This is a genomic window from Ornithinimicrobium humiphilum, assembly GCF_006716885.1.
In the GTDB taxonomy this organism is placed as follows: domain Bacteria; phylum Actinomycetota; class Actinomycetes; order Actinomycetales; family Dermatophilaceae; genus Ornithinicoccus; species Ornithinicoccus humiphilus.
On record NZ_VFPU01000001.1, the window covers coordinates 2327405 to 2341446 of the forward strand.

Genomic DNA, 14042 nt, shown 5'->3' on the forward strand with positions numbered 1-14042 from the left:
TCCGCCCGCCGCGCGGCCGACTCAGCCGTCGAGCAGCGCTGCGGTGACCGACTCCTGCATCCAGGAGAGGAAGTCGTAGTAGGCCATCTTCTGCACGGTCGCGGGGTCGAGGTCCTCCTCCCCCGCCAGGGCCGCCTCGAGGATGCCGTGGAGGCGCTCGGAGTCCTCGTCGGTGCGCAGCCCCAGCCGCTCGCCGAGGATGAGCCGGGCGTCGGTGAGGGCGACGGCGAGCGCCCGGGCCTGGTCGAGGTCGATCTCCAGCGCCGGCGGGGTGGCCTGCTCGAGCGCGGCGATCGCTGTGCTGATCGTGGCGGCCTTGCGCGACCGCAGCCCGTGCTCGGTGAGCCGGCGGAACTCGGCGGCCTGCTCGGGGTCCTCGCGCGAGGCGGGCGGCAGCAGCCGGGCCAGCGCGGGGTCGCTCGGCTCCTGCGGGTCGATCTCGTCCCCCAGCCCGGCGACGAGGTCGAGGAAGGGGTCGCCGGTCTCCGGACGTTCCGGCGCCACGAAGGCGCGGGTGAGCTCGAGCACGTGGGCCACGACGCCGATCTCCTCCTCGTCGAAGGAGGCGACCAGGCGGTTGCCGCTGCGGCGGAAGGCGGTGGCCATCAGTCGTCGGCCTTCTGGAAGGTCGCCCACAGGCCGTAGCCGTGCATCGCCTCGGTGTCGGCCTCGCACTTCTCGCGGGTGCCGGTGGAGACGACGGCACGGCCCTTGGTGTGCACGTCCATCATCAGCGCCTCGGCCTTCTCGCGCGGGTAGCCGAAGTGGGTCTGGAAGACCCAGGTGACGTAGGTCATGAGGTTGACCGGGTCGTTCCACACCAGCGTCACCCAGGGGGTGTCGGCCTCCGGTCGGTCGAGCACGGCGACGCTGCCCTCGCGCTCGGGCGTCGTCGACGGACCGGGGGGCGGAGCGGGCGGCTGCGGCGGGTCGGTGGGCACGGTCCCACTCTAGGCGGGCCGAACTAGGGTGGGCCCGTGAACCCGAGCACCGCCCTGCTGACGGACCACTACGAGCTGACGATGGTGCAGGCCGCGCTGCGCAGCGGCCACGCCGACCGGCCCTGCGTCTTCGAGACCTTCGCCCGCAGGCTGCCCGACGGTCGCCGCTACGGCGTGCTCGCGGGCACGGGACGGTTCCTCGAGGCGCTGCGTGACTTCCGCTTCGGCGAGGACGAGCTCGCCTTCCTGCGCGAGCACCGGATCGTCGACGAGCGCACCCTCGACTGGCTGGCCGACTACCGCTTCACCGGAGACATCTGGGGGTATGCCGAGGGCGAGGTCTACTTCCCCGGCTCGCCGCTCCTCGTGGTCGAGTCCACCTTCGCCGAGGGCGTCGTCCTGGAGACCCTCGCGCTCTCCGTCCTCAACCACGACTCGGCCGTCGCCTCCGCCGCCTCTCGGATGACCGCCGCCGCCGGAGACCGGCCGTGCATCGAGATGGGCTCCCGCCGCACCCACGAGGGGTCCGCCGTCGCCGCCGCGCGGGCCGCCTACGTCGCGGGCTTCGGCTCGACCTCCAACCTCGAGGCCGGGCGCCGGCACGGCATACCCACCGCGGGCACGGCGGCCCACTCCTACACCCTCCTGCACGACGACGAGCGCGACGCCTTCGCCAACCAGCTGGCCAGCCTGGGCCTGGGCACGACCCTGCTCGTCGACACCTACGACGTGACGGCCGCGGTCGAGCTGGCCGTCGAGCTCGCCGGGCCGGAGCTGGGCGCGGTCCGCATCGACTCCGGCGACCTCGTCGAGCAGGCCCACGAGGTGCGGGCCCAGCTGGACGCCCTCGGCGCCACGTCCACGCGCATCGTCGTCACCTCCGACCTCGACGAGCACGCGATCGCCGCGCTCCAGGCCGCGCCCGTCGACGTCTACGGCGTCGGCACCAGCGTGGTCACCGGCTCCGGCCACCCGGCGGCGGGCCTGGTCTACAAGCTCGTGAGCCGCCAGGGCGACTCGGGCGCGATGGAGGGGGTGGCCAAGGCCAGCAAGGACAAGACCTCGGTGGCGGGTCGCAAGTTCGGGCTGCGCCGCCGCGGCCCCGACGGCGTCGCCCGGGCCGAGATCGTCGGCATCGACGAGCGGCCCCAGGACGACGGCGACGACCGCGAGCTCATGGTCCGGCTCGTCGAGCGCGGCGAGGTCGTGGTGCCCACCGACGCGGCCACCGCCCGCGAGCACCACGCGATGGCGCGCGCGGAGCTGCCGCGCCGGGCCCTGCGACTCTCGCACGGCGAGCCCGCGCTGCCCACCACCTACCTGTCCGACTGGAGCTGACGGCTCAGGTCGTCGAGAACACCTCGCCCTCCCCCGCGTCGCGACCGGGCAGGCCGCGGTTCCAGGACGCGGCGTACACCCCGTCGTCGACGGCGCGGCCGGCCTCGCCGAGCTCGAGCGGGCGGAAGGTGTCGACCATGACGGCCGTCTCGTCGAAGTACTCGACGCCGAGGGAGGCCTCCATGGCGCCGGGCTGGGGGCCGTGGGCGTGGCCGCCGGGGTGCACCGAGATCGAGCCCTTACCGATGCCCGAGCCCTTGCGCGCCTCGTAGTCGCCGTCGACGTAGAACATGATCTCGTCGGAGTCGACGTTGGAGTGGTAGTAGGGCACCGGGATCGCCAGCGGGTGGTAGTCGACCTTTCGCGGCACGAAGTTGCAGACCACGAAGTTGTAGCCCTCGAAGACCTGGTGCACGGGCGGCGGCTGGTGGACCCGGCCGGTGATGGGCTCGTAGTCGCGGATGTTGAAGGCGTAGGGGTAGAGGCAGCCGTCCCAGCCGACGACGTCGAACGGGTGGTAGGGGTAGGTGTAGATCGTCCCGACCATGCCGCCGGTGCTCTGCGGCCCGCTGCCGCGGTGCTTGATGTAGACCTCGGTGTGCTCGTCCCGGTCGGCGCCCAGGTCCTCGGCCAGCAGCGGGCCCTCCGGGCCGCGCAGGTCGCGCTCGCAGTAGGGCGCGTGCTCGAGCAGCTGGCCGAAGCGGGACAGGTAGCGCTTCGGCGGGGTGATGTGGCTGTTGGCCTCGATGACGTAGGCGCGCAGCGGCTCGGTGTAGTCCTCGTCGCCCTCGACCCGCGGGATCCAGCGGTGGGTGGTCGCGCGCGGGATCACGAGGTAGTCGCCCTGGGCCACCTCGAAGGCGCCGAAGACGGTCTCGACCCGGGCACCGCCACGCTCCACGTAGACGCACTCGTCGCCGATGCCGTTGCGGTAGTAGGGGCTCGGGGTGTCGGCGACCACGTAGAGGAGCCGCACGTCGCCGTTGCCGAGCACGAGCCGGCGGCCGGTGACGACGTCGACGCCCTGCTGCAGCACCGGGGTGCCGTCCTCGGCCCGCGACTCGACGAAGAGGTCGTGCAGCCTCAGGTGGCGCGGCAGCAACGGGTGGTTGGGCACGGTCGACATGTCACCGAGGTCCCAGGCCCGGGCCCCGGCGATCGCCGAGGGGATGTTGCGGTGGTAGAGCAGCGAGGAGTCGGAGGAGAAGCCCTCCTCCCCCATGAGCTCCTCGTAGTAGAGCCGGCCCTGCTCGTCGCGGTGCTGGGTGTGCCGCTTGGGCGGGACGAAACCGACGTTGCGGTAGTGGGCCATGGGCGCTCCGTTCGGGTGGCTCGGGCGAGGTGGTGGGTGCGGGTCGGGCGAGGCCTGTCTGGGCGTCCGCTATGCGGACACCTGCGTCCTCTCGTTCGTCACCATGCAGTACGGTGCCAGCCATGTCAACGACTCCGGCGCCGCGGTCGCTCTTCGACCGGCTCGTGGACGACGCGGCGGTCTTCCCGCCCGGCAACGCCCCGGTCGAGGTGGCCTGGGCCGAGCACCTGCGGCTGCGCTCCGGCCCCTACGGCGACGTCGTCGGCCCGCTGCTGATCGGGGCGTCCGCGGCACGCGCGCTGGCCGCGGTCGCGGCGGCGTCTCCGCCCGGGCGTGACACGGAGACGGCCGGCACGGCCTACCCCGGAACGGTGGAGGTGGGCGTCATCGCCCGCCCGGGCACCCCGGTGGAGGACCTGGTCGAGGCCGTGGACGTCCTGCGCGGCACCCCCGCCCTGCGGGTGGCCTCGGTCGAGCTCGCGCACGACGACGCCGGCTCCTGGCGCCGTGCGCTCGAGCTGGGCGTCCCGGTCGCCGTCGAGGTCCCCCGGGACGGGGCGGTGCACCACGCCGCGCTCGACGCGGTGGCCGCGGCTGCGGGCGGCGGGTCGGTCGAGGTGCTGGCCAAGCTGCGCACCCAGTCGACCCCGGCCGCGCCGGTGCCCACGCCGCGGGAGCTCGCGGAGTTCCTCACGGCCGCCCGGGAGCGCGCCCTGCCCCTGAAGCTCACCGGCGGCCTGCACCACGTCGTCGCCCACGACGAGCCGGTCGCCGGTGGCGGCAGCGAGCCCCAGCACGGGCTGCTCAACGTCCTCGTCGCCGTGCACCACCTCGAGGGCGGCGCGACGCTGCGCGATCTCGAGGCGACCCTCGAGCTGCGCGACGCGCCCGCCCTGGCCGCCCTCGTGCGCGGCCTGGACGAGCGGGCGGTGGCCCGGCTGCGGGCCCGTTTCCGGTCCTTCGGCTGCTGCGGCGTGCTCGACCCCGTCGGCGAGCTCGTCGACCTCGGCCTGCTCGCCCCCTGACCCCGGCGCCGCCTCCCGGCGCGCACCACACCCCACCGCGAAGGAGCCCCCCGTGACCGGACCCCTCGACCTGCCCGCCGACCACCCGTTCGGCCTGCACCACCTGCCCTACGGCGCGATCAGCACCCAGGGTGACGACGACGTGCGCCTGGCCGTCCGCGTCGGCGACCACGCCCTCGACCTGCGCGCCGCCTCGGCCGACACCCCGTGGGCGCAGACCCTGGGCACCCCGACGCTCAACGCCTTCCTCGAGCTGGGGCCGCAGGCCTGGGCCGACGTGCGCACCTGGCTGCAGGACGGGCTGTCCGACCCGGCGCGGCGCGGGGCGATGGCCGCCCACCTGCACCCGCTGGACACCGTCCACGCGCACCTCCCGCTGCAGGTGCGCGACTACGTCGACTTCTACGCCAGCGAGCACCACGCCACCAACGTCGGCCGGATCTTCCGCCCCGACGGCGAGCCGCTGACCCCCAACTGGAAGCACCTGCCGATCGGCTACCACGGCCGCTCCTCCACCGTCGTCGTCAGCGGCACCGACGTCGTGCGCCCCACCGGCCAGCGCAAGGGCAAGGAGGACCCCGCCCCGGTCTTCGGCCCCAGCGTGCGCCTCGACATCGAGGCCGAGCTCGGCTTCGTCGTCGGCCGAAGCACCCTGGTCGGCACCCGTGTCGACGTCGACGACGCGGCCGACCACCTCTTCGGCGTCGCCCTCTTCAACGACTGGTCCGCCCGCGACATCCAGGCCTGGGAGTACGTCCCCCTCGGACCCTTCCTCGGCAAGTCGTTCGCGTCCTCCCTCGCCGCCTGGATCACCCCGATGGCCGCCCTCGAGGCGGCCCGCGTGCCGCTGGGCGAGCAGCAGCCCGAGCCGCTGCCCTACCTGCGCGGCTCCGGGCCCGGGCTCTTCGGCCTCGACATCACGATGGAGGTCCGGCTCAACGGCACTGTCGTCTCACGACCGCCCTACCGGTCGATGTACTGGTCCCCCGCCCAGATGCTCGCCCACCTGACGGTCAACGGCGCCGCGCTGTCCAGCGGCGACCTCTTCGCCTCCGGCACCGTCTCCGGCGACGACCCCGCCACCCGGGGCAGCCTGCTCGAGCTGACCTGGTCGGGCAGCCAGCCGCTGGCGCTGCCTGACGGCAGCACCCGCACCTTCCTCGAGGACGGCGACACCGTCACGATCACCGCCACCGCACCCGGCCCGGACGGGACCGTCGTCGGCCTGGCCGAGGTGAGCGGCACCATCCTCCCCGCCCGCTGAGAGAGGTCGCGGCGGGCCCGCGGGCACGGCAGAGGCCCCGGTCGTTCGGAACGGCCGGGGCTCTGCTGCTGTCGTCAGGGGGTCTGCGTCAGCGCACGCGGACGACGTTGGTGCGGGCCACCTTGTCGTGCAGCGCCTGGCGCTTGGCGTCCCACAGCGGCCACAGCACGTTGAGGACCGCGACGGGCGTGAACAGGCCGCAGACCTGGTAGACGAGGGCCCGGAGGATCGAGCTGCCCCACCCGATCTTGCCGGCCTGCTCGCGCAGCCGGACCCGCAGCCCGAGGGCCAGCTTGCCCAGCGTGCCACCGGCCAGGGTGACCATCACGATCTCGTAGACCATGCCGACGGCGGCCACGACGAGGGACCAGGTGGAGATCCGGGCCAGCAGGTCGGCCGGCGGGTCGAGGTTGGTCGCCGCGCCCGCCGTCGCGGGGTCGGCCGCCTCCATGAACCAGTCGACGTAGTCGCCCCACACCCCCGGCACCACGACGTTGGCCACGATGGACCCGACGATCGCGATGAGGAGGCCGTCGATGAGGCGTGCGCCCACGCGGTGCCACCAGCCGGCCAGCGGCTGGCCGTCCGGCGTGGTGGGCCGGCCGGCGGCGAGCTGCTGCCCGGCGCCGGGCATCGGCTGCCACTGGCCCTGGTAGGGCGGCTGGGCACCGCCGGGCTGCTGGCCGTAGCCGTAGCCCTGGCCGCCGTAGCCGCCCTGCTGGCCATACCCCTGCTGGCCGTAGCCCTGCTGACCCTGGCCCTGCTGGGCGCCCGGCGCGGTGCCCCAGCCGTCCTCGGCGGCGATCGCCCGCCCCGCCTGCTCCAGGTTGGGCTTCTGCTTGGGACTGGTGTGGTCGGTCCACTGCACGCCGTCCCAGTAGCGGAGGTTGTCCGGGTTCTGCGGGTCGTCGTACCACCCTGCTTGCTGAGTCATGGGAGAACTGTCCCACGACGGCGCGGGGCGCCGGTCACACCCTCCGGGTCGGTGTCGCCCCCGGACGCGGATCGGGGCGGGCCTGGTGGGACGGATCAGAGGTTGCCGCGACGCTCCTGCTCGCGCTCGATCGCCTCGAAGAGGGCCTTGAAGTTGCCCTTGCCGAAGCCGAGCGAGCCGTGCCGCTCGATGAGCTCGAAGAAGACGGTCGGGCGGTCCTGCACCGGTCGCGTGAAGATCTGCAGCAGGTAGCCGTCCTCGTCGCGGTCGACGAGGATGCCGCGCTTCTGCAGCTCCTCGATCGGTGCGCGGACGTTGCCGATGCGGGCGCGCAGCTCGGGGTCCTCGTAGTAGGAGTCCGGGGTCTCGAGGAACTCGATGCCGTTGGCGCGCATGTGGTCGACCGTGGAGATGATGTCGTTGGTCGCCAGCGCCAGGTGCTGGGCGCCCGGGCCGCGGTAGAACTCGAGGTACTCGTCGATCTGCGACTTCTTCTTGGCGATCGCCGGCTCGTTGAGCGGGAACTTCACGCGGTGGTTGCCGTTGGCGACGACCTTGGACATGAGCGCGGAGTAGTCGGTGGCGATGTCGTCACCGATGAACTCGGCCATGTTCACGAAGCCCATGACCTTGTTGTAGAAGGTCACCCACTCGTCCATCTTGCCGAGCTCGACGTTGCCGACGATGTGGTCCAGGGCCTGGAAGAGGCGCTTGGGCTCGCCCTCCCGCTTGACGTAGGTCGAGGTGCGCTCGACGTAGCCGGGCAGGTAGGGGCCGGTGTAGTCGATGCCCTCGCCCTTGCGCTGCACGAGGGTGTGGCGGGTCTCGCCGTAGGTGGCGATGGCGGCGACGCGGACGGTGCCGTGCTCGTCGGTCAGGTCGTGCGGCTCCTCCAGGATGGTGGCGCCGATGGAGCGGGCGTGGGCGATGCAGCGGTCGACGTCGGGCACCTCGAGGGAGATGTCGGTGACGCCGTCGCCGTGGCGGCGGACGTGGTCGTGCAGCGGGCTGTCCGGGTCGACGCCGCCCTTGATCACGAAGCGGATGGAGCCGGACTTCAGGACGAAGGCCTTGTGGTCACGGTTGCCGGTCTCCGGGCCGGAGTAGCCGATGAGCTGCATCCCGAAGGCGGACTCGTAGAAGTGGGCGGTCTGGGTGGCGTTGCCCACGACGAAGTGGATGGCGTCCCAGCCGGTCACCGGGAAGACGTCGGTGGTCTCGTCGTAGGGCACCAGCCCGACGAGCTGCTTGAGCTGGTCGAGCTCGAGCTCGGCCTCACGCTCCTGGTCGGTCAAACGGACATCGATGTCGGTCATAACAGGGAAGGTTCGCGGTCCTGGCCACAGCGTGCAAGCCGAGCCCGACACGATGGTCAGACTGCACAGACTGTCCTGCCCACAGGGGTCCATACTGCACACTGTGACCATGCCCAGCGCCATCGACGAGCTCGACGCCCGACTCCTGCGCCTGCTCGAGGAGGACCCGCACGTCGGCGTGCTCGGTGCCTCGCGCGCCCTGGGCGTCGCCCGGGGCACCGTGCAGAGCCGGCTGGACAAGCTGGTGCGTCGGGGCGCCATCCGCAGCTTCGCGCCCCAGGTCGACCCGGCGGGCCTGGGCTATCCGGTGATGGCGTTCTCGACCCTGGAGATCCGTCAGGGCACCCGGGACGGGCAGGTCATGGACCACCTGCGCACCATCCCCGAGGTGCTGGAGGCGCACACGATCACCGGCTCCGGGGACGTCATGATCCGTCTCGTCGCCCGGGACAACGGCGACCTGCAGCGGGTCATCGACCTCATCGACGGGCATCCGCTCGTCGCACGCTCCTCGACCGTCATCTGCCTGTCGACACCGATCCCGTTCCGGACGATGCCGCTGGTGGAGCCCGCCGCCTCAGCGGCCGGTCGGTGACCCCGGACGCTCGGCACGTCGCCGCGCGTCGCGGCGGTCGGTGACGAGGACCGAGACGACCAGGGCCAGGCCGCCGACGGCCGCGACGAGGAAGAAGATCGTGGCGATCGCCGGATAGCCCAGCAGGGTCACGTCGCTCTCGACCCGCATCGTCAGCGCCGCGCCGAGGATGACGGCGGAGAGCACGATCCCGGCGACCAGCCGGGTGGCGAGGTGCTGGAGCACCCGGAGCAGCCGCTCCTCGTCGAAGGCGTCCACGCGCAGCGTGAGCCGCCCGTCGTCGAGGGCGTCGAGCAGCCTGTTGGCCCGGCGCGGCAGCTGGGCGGCGAAGTCCTTGGCCTCCATGGCCGCGGCCAGCACCGAGCCGGGGCTGGTCCGCATGCTGCTGCGCATCAGCTGGTCGAGGTTGGCCCGCACCGCCTCCGAGGGGTCGAAGCCGGGGTCGAGGTGCAGGGTCGCCTGGTCGAGGTTGAGCAGCGCCTTGCCGATCATCGCCATCTCCGGCGGCGGCCGCAGGCCGTGGGCACCGGAGAGCCGGGACAGCTCGACCATCACCCCGCCGGTGTCGAGCCGGGCCCCGGCGGCCACCGAGGAGGAGACCAGGTGGCTGACGTCGTCGCGGAAGTGGGCGGCGTCGAAGTCCTCCAGGGGATGACCCATGTCGGCGAGCACCCGCGCCGCCTCCCCGCCGTCACCGTCGGAGACGGCCAGCAGCAGCTTGAGGACCTGGTCCTGCACCCGGCGCGGCACCGTCGCGACCATGCCGAGGTCGAGCAGCGCCAGGCGGCCGTCGTCGGTGAGGATCATGTTGCCCGGGTGCGGGTCGGCGTGCAGCACCCCCTCGTCGAGGATCATCCGCAGGTAGGCGGCGAAGAGGTCCTCGGCGATCGCCTCGCCGTCGACCGAGAGCATGCCGAGGTTGCCGATCGAGGTCACCTTGCGGCCCGGGACGTAGTCCATCGTCAGCACGCGCGCGGTCGTGTAGTCGGCCAACGGCTGCGGCACGAAGAGGTGCTCGTGGTCGGCCGTGAGCTCGCCGAAGGTGACGAGGTTGCGCGCCTCCTGCACGTAGTCGAGCTCTCCCAGCAGCGACCGCTTGAACTGCTGGAGCAGGTCGGCCGCGCCGAAGGTGCGGCCCAGCTCGGTGCGCCGGTCGGCGGTGGTCGCGAGGCGGGTCAGCACGGCCAGGTCCTGCGCCACCGCCTCCTGCACGCCGGGGCGCTGGACCTTGACGACGACGTCCTTGCCGCTGCGGGTGCGGGCCCGGTGCACCTGGCCGAGCGAGGCGGCGGCGAGGGGCTCGCGGTCGAACTCTTCGAAGAGGTGGCGCAGCTGCGCCCCCAGCTCGGCCTCGACGACCGCCACGGCCTCGTCGCCGTCGAAGGGCTCCACGCGGTCCTGCAGCCGGGAGAGCGCCTCGGTGTAGGCGGCCGGCAGCAGGTCGTGGCGCGTCGAGAGCAGCTGGCCGAGCTTGATCCAGGTCGGACCCATCCGCTCCAGGTCGGCCGCGAAGGCCTCCGCGGTGACCGGGTCGCCCGGGGCCGCCGCGGCCGTGCCCACCTCGACGCCGGCCAGGCCGCTGCCGGTCACGAGGTCGGACCGGCCGTAGCGGATCAGCAGCCGGACCAGGTCGGCGTAGCGGCTCAGCGAGCCGGATGCCTGGGACACGCGGGCCTCCGTCGTCGGGTCGCCCCGGCGGGGTGCACGGCGGCGTTCGCGCGTCACCCTACCCGTCGGTCGGGCCGCCCGTGAGGTGTCTCGACAGGCGCCGGGCGGCGGCGAGGACGAGCTCCTCGACGGGCGGCGGAGGCCCCATGGTGACGACCCCGACCGAGGCCTCCAGGCCGGGCACGTCGGGGACGGCCGCGGCCACACCGTGGGCGCCCAGCTGCAGCTCGCCGGTGGTGGTGGCCGGGCGGTCCACGTCCCCCCGTCGGCCCGCGAGGATCGCCCGCCCGGCCGCACCGCGCTCGAGGGGGTGGCGGCTGCCGACGCGGTAGGCGACGTGGAAGTCGGTCCAGGTCGGCTCGGTGACGAGCAGGGCCACCGCCTGGTCGCCCTCGGCGAGGGTCAGGTGGGCGGTCGCCCCGGCCTGGTCGGCGAGCTCCTGCAGCACGGGGCGGGCGACCTCGACGAGGACCGGACGCACCGCATACTGCAGCCGGGCGACGCCGAGGCCGAGCCGCACCCGCCCGTCGTCGCCGCGGCTGACGAAGCTCCTCGCCTCGAGGGTCGCGACCAGTCGGTAGACCACGGAGCGCCCCACACCGAGGCGGGTCGCCAGCTCGCTCACGGTCAGCCCGCCCACTCCCCCGGGCCGGCCGAGCTCGAGAAGCACCTGCAGGCCGCGGTCGAGCGTCTGCGCGGTCTCGGGCCGGGGTTCCTGGGGGTCGGGCATGCCCCGCAGCATCTCATCCGCGCCGAGCCCGGGGTATGCCGTGCCCGCGCGGCGGGCCGTCGCGGCCGGTCAGGCGGGGCGACCCGCCCGGGTCGTCAGCGACGCCCGACGAACCAGTTGCGGATGCGCTCGATGCGGGCCTGCACCTGCTCGGTGGAGGCGGTGGCGAGCTCGGGACCACCGCAGGTGCGGCGCAGCTCGGCGTGGACGATCGCGTGCGGCTGGTTGGTCTTCTGCGCGTAGGCGGAGACGAGCTTGTTGAGCTCCTTGCGCTGCTCGGCCAGGGCCCGGTGCGCCGAGACGGCCTCGGCACGCTGCCGGCCGCCGCCACGCCCGACCTGCTTCTTCTGGCGCTCGCGCAGGAGAGTGGCGACCTGGTCGGGCTCGAGGAGGCCGGGCAGGCCCAGGAAGTCCTCCTCGTCCTCCGACCCGGGCAGGCCGCCGAGGCCGAACTGCTCGGCGTCGAAGAGCACGTGGTCGAACTCCGCGGCCGAGTGCAGCGCCTCGAAGCTGCCCTCGAGCTCGCCGGAGGCCGACTCGGTCGCGTTGGCGGCGGCGAGCAGGCCCTCCTCCTCCGACCACAGGGCGTCCTCGTCGTCGGTGCTGCGCTTGTTGAGCGCGTGGTCGCGCTCCTGCTCCATCGAGCCGGCGTGGCCCAGCAGCATCGGCACGTTGGGGAGGAAGACCGAGGCGGTCTCGCCACGGCGGCGGGCCCGCACGAAGCGGCCGACGGCCTGGGCGAAGAAGAGCGGGGTCGAGGTGGAGGTGGCGTAGACACCGACGCAGAGGCGGGGCACGTCGACGCCCTCGGAGACCATCCGGACCGCGACCATCCAGCGCGAGGTGCCCTCGGCGAACTCCTCGATGCGCGCCGAGGCGCCGGAGTCGTCGGAGAGGACGACGGTGGGACGCTCGCCGCTGATCTCGTGCAGCTGCTTGGCGTAGGCGCGGGCCGAGGCCTGGTCGCTGGCGATGACCAGCCCGCCGGCGTCCTCGACGTGGCGGCGCACCTCCGAGAGGCGCTTGTCGGCGGCGCGGAGCACGGACGGCACCCAGTCACCGGCGGGGTCGAGCGCGGTGCGCCAGGCCTGCTTGGTGAGGTCCTTGGTCAGCGGCTCCCCCAGCCGCGCCTCGAGCTCGTCGCCGACCTTGGTGCGCCACCGCATGGTGCCGCCGTAGGAGAGGAAGAGGACCGGACGCACGACCCCGTCGCGCAGGGCGTCGGCATAGCCGTAGGTGTAGTCGGCCGAGGAGCGGAACACGCCCTCGGCGTCCATCTCGTAGCGCACGAACGGGATCGCCGCGGTGTCCGAGCGGAACGGCGTGCCGGTCAGCGACAGGCGGCGGGTGGCCGGCTCGAAGGCCTCCCGGATCGCGTCGCCCCACGAGAGCGCGTCACCGCCGTGGTGCACCTCGTCGAGGATGACGAGGGTGCGGGCGGCCTCGGTGCGGGCCCGGTGGAGCAGCGGCTTGCTCGCCACCCCGGCGTAGGTCACGGCGATGCCGTCGAAGTCGCGGCCGTGCCTGCCCTGGGCGTTGACGAAGCGCGGGTCGATGCGGATGCCGACCTTGGCGGCGGCCTCGGCCCACTGCACCTTGAGGTGCTCGGTGGGGGCCACGATCGTCACCCGCTGCACCTCGCCGCGGTCGAGCAGCTCGGTGGCGACCCGGAGGGCGAAGGTGGTCTTGCCGGCCCCCGGCGTCGCGACCGCGAGGAAGTCGCGGGGCCGCTCGGCGAGGTAGCGCTCGAGCGCGGCGGCCTGCCAGGCCCGCAGCTTGCGGGCGGTGCCCCACGCGGCGCGTCCGGGATAGGCGGGAGGGAGATGGGAGGCGGCGGAGGTCGACATGGCCGGTCCAGTGTAGGTGCCCTTCTCGGGCGACTCACCCGGACTCCCGACGCACCGGAGCACCCCCTCGGGGCGTGCTATGGCGTGTCGCCACGACCCCCGTCAGGAGCCGTCGGAGCCCGATCCGCCGCCGGAGCCGGAGCCCCCGTCGCCACCGTCCTGCGGGTCGCGCAGGCCCTCGTAGATCTCCTTGCACATGGGGCAGACCGGGAACTTCTCCGGGTCGCGGCCGGGCACCCACACCTTGCCGCAGAGGGCGATGACGGGGTTGCCGGTCATCGCGCTCTCGAGGATCTTCTCCTTGCGCACGTAGTGCGAGAAGCGCTCGTGGTCGCCCGGCTCGGACAGGTCGGGCTCGACGCGGGTGTCGGTCCGCTCCAGCAGCGCGGTCTGGGTCTGCGGGGCGCTCGGGGCCTCGGGCGCGTCGAGCGGCTGGTCGGACATGCGGACGGTCGACATGCCCTCAGTGTAGAGCGGCACGCCCCTGACGGCCCGGGACCGGACCGAGCTCAGTTGAGCTCGGGGTGGTCGGTCGCGGTGGTGACGAACGACAGGCTGTTGCGCTGCCGCAGCAGCACCTCGCGCCACAGGCCCTCCGGGTGCTCCGAGAAGGGGTCGCGGGGCTCACGGTCCACGACGTACCAGGCGCCCTGGGCGATCTCGGAGTCCAGCTGCCCCGCGCTCCATCCGGAGTAGCCGACGAAGATCCGGAAGCCGGCGATCTCGGGGACCACCAGCGGAGCCGGGGCGTCGAGGTCGACCAGGCCGATGCCGCCGAAGAGCAGGGAGGTGCCCAACGGCGGGTCGGTGACGTCGTGCCCGGGCACGCTCACGAGCCCCATCGCCGTGTCGGTGCCGACCGGCCCGCCCTGGAAGAGCACGCCGGGGGCGGTGACGAACTCCTGCCACTCCGGCAGCACCACGTCGACGGTGGCGTCGAGCGGGCGGTTGAGGACCAGCCCGTGGGCACCGTCCTCGTCATGGTGCAGGACGAGCACCACGGTGCGCCGGAAGACGTCACCCGTCAGCGGGGTCGCGACCAGCAGCTGCCCCGTCACGCTGTCGTCCATCG

14 protein-coding genes are annotated in these 14042 nt (G+C 73.3%); 4 read left to right on the plus strand and 10 right to left on the minus strand.

Features of this window, described 5'->3' with window-relative positions:
• Positions 1-21 precede the first annotated feature (21 nt).
• Together FB476_RS10955 and clpS are read right to left on the minus strand one after the other, a co-directional pair.
• Positions 22-606 carry a DUF2017 family protein gene (locus FB476_RS10955; protein WP_141818780.1) on the minus strand — a complete coding sequence of 195 codons (585 nt, stop codon included), beginning with the start codon at positions 604-606 and terminating at the stop codon, positions 22-24.
• The gene (clpS, locus tag FB476_RS10960) at positions 606-863 is read right to left on the minus strand and encodes an ATP-dependent Clp protease adapter ClpS (RefSeq protein ID WP_238329765.1); all 258 of its coding nucleotides are present in this window, start codon (positions 861-863) and stop codon (positions 606-608) included. The genes FB476_RS10955 and clpS overlap by 1 nt, the downstream gene beginning before the upstream one ends.
• A gap of 114 nt (positions 864-977) precedes the next feature.
• On the opposite strand from clpS, the gene FB476_RS10965 reads away from it, so the two are divergent.
• The gene (locus FB476_RS10965) at positions 978-2279 is read left to right on the plus strand and encodes a nicotinate phosphoribosyltransferase (RefSeq protein WP_141818782.1); all 1302 of its coding nucleotides are present in this window, start codon (positions 978-980) and stop codon (positions 2277-2279) included.
• 4 nt (positions 2280-2283) lie between these two features.
• On the opposite strand, the gene FB476_RS10970 is transcribed toward FB476_RS10965, so the two are convergent.
• On the minus strand, positions 2284-3591 hold the full coding sequence (locus tag FB476_RS10970; protein WP_141818783.1) for a homogentisate 1,2-dioxygenase: 1308 nt from the start codon (positions 3589-3591) through the stop codon (positions 2284-2286).
• Positions 3592-3713: 122 nt separating this feature from the next.
• Between FB476_RS10970 and FB476_RS10975 the strand changes: the two genes are divergently transcribed.
• Complete coding sequence (locus tag FB476_RS10975; RefSeq protein ID WP_141818784.1) at positions 3714-4616, plus strand: hypothetical protein; 903 nt, start codon at positions 3714-3716, stop codon at positions 4614-4616.
• A 52-nt stretch (positions 4617-4668) separates the two neighbouring features.
• The gene (gene fahA, locus FB476_RS10980; protein ID WP_141818785.1) at positions 4669-5880 is read left to right on the plus strand and encodes a fumarylacetoacetase; all 1212 of its coding nucleotides are present in this window, start codon (positions 4669-4671) and stop codon (positions 5878-5880) included.
• An 88-nt stretch (positions 5881-5968) separates the two neighbouring features.
• On the opposite strand, the gene FB476_RS16990 is transcribed toward fahA, so the two are convergent.
• Both FB476_RS16990 and hppD read right to left on the minus strand, forming a co-directional pair.
• Positions 5969-6814: an RDD family protein gene (locus FB476_RS16990; protein ID WP_141818786.1), complete on the minus strand. Its 846-nt coding sequence runs from the start codon at positions 6812-6814 to the stop codon at positions 5969-5971.
• 95 nt (positions 6815-6909) lie between these two features.
• Positions 6910-8130: a 4-hydroxyphenylpyruvate dioxygenase gene (gene hppD, locus FB476_RS10990; protein WP_141818787.1), complete on the minus strand. Its 1221-nt coding sequence runs from the start codon at positions 8128-8130 to the stop codon at positions 6910-6912.
• Positions 8131-8239: 109 nt separating this feature from the next.
• On the opposite strand from hppD, the gene FB476_RS10995 reads away from it, so the two are divergent.
• Entirely contained in the window at positions 8240-8725 is a 486-nt protein-coding gene (locus tag FB476_RS10995; RefSeq protein ID WP_141818788.1) for an Lrp/AsnC family transcriptional regulator, read from the plus strand.
• On the opposite strand, the gene FB476_RS11000 is transcribed toward FB476_RS10995, so the two are convergent.
• From FB476_RS11000 to FB476_RS11020, 5 genes are all read right to left on the minus strand, one after another.
• Positions 8708-10393 carry an ABC1 kinase family protein gene (locus FB476_RS11000; RefSeq protein WP_170233601.1) on the minus strand — a complete coding sequence of 562 codons (1686 nt, stop codon included), beginning with the start codon at positions 10391-10393 and terminating at the stop codon, positions 8708-8710. The two genes, FB476_RS10995 and FB476_RS11000, sit on opposite strands and share 18 nt — an antisense overlap.
• Before the next feature lie 58 nt (positions 10394-10451).
• Positions 10452-11123 carry an IclR family transcriptional regulator gene (locus FB476_RS11005; protein ID WP_141818789.1) on the minus strand — a complete coding sequence of 224 codons (672 nt, stop codon included), beginning with the start codon at positions 11121-11123 and terminating at the stop codon, positions 10452-10454.
• 95 nt (positions 11124-11218) lie between these two features.
• Positions 11219-12970, minus strand: a complete 1752-nt coding sequence (locus tag FB476_RS11010; protein WP_141818790.1) for a DEAD/DEAH box helicase — start codon at positions 12968-12970, stop codon at positions 11219-11221.
• Between the two features lie 102 nt (positions 12971-13072).
• On the minus strand, positions 13073-13414 hold the full coding sequence (locus FB476_RS11015) for a DUF3039 domain-containing protein (protein WP_141820206.1): 342 nt from the start codon (positions 13412-13414) through the stop codon (positions 13073-13075).
• Positions 13415-13479: 65 nt separating this feature from the next.
• Positions 13480-14040 carry a YqgE/AlgH family protein gene (locus FB476_RS11020; RefSeq protein WP_141818791.1) on the minus strand — a complete coding sequence of 187 codons (561 nt, stop codon included), beginning with the start codon at positions 14038-14040 and terminating at the stop codon, positions 13480-13482.
• Positions 14041-14042: the final 2 nt, after the last annotated feature.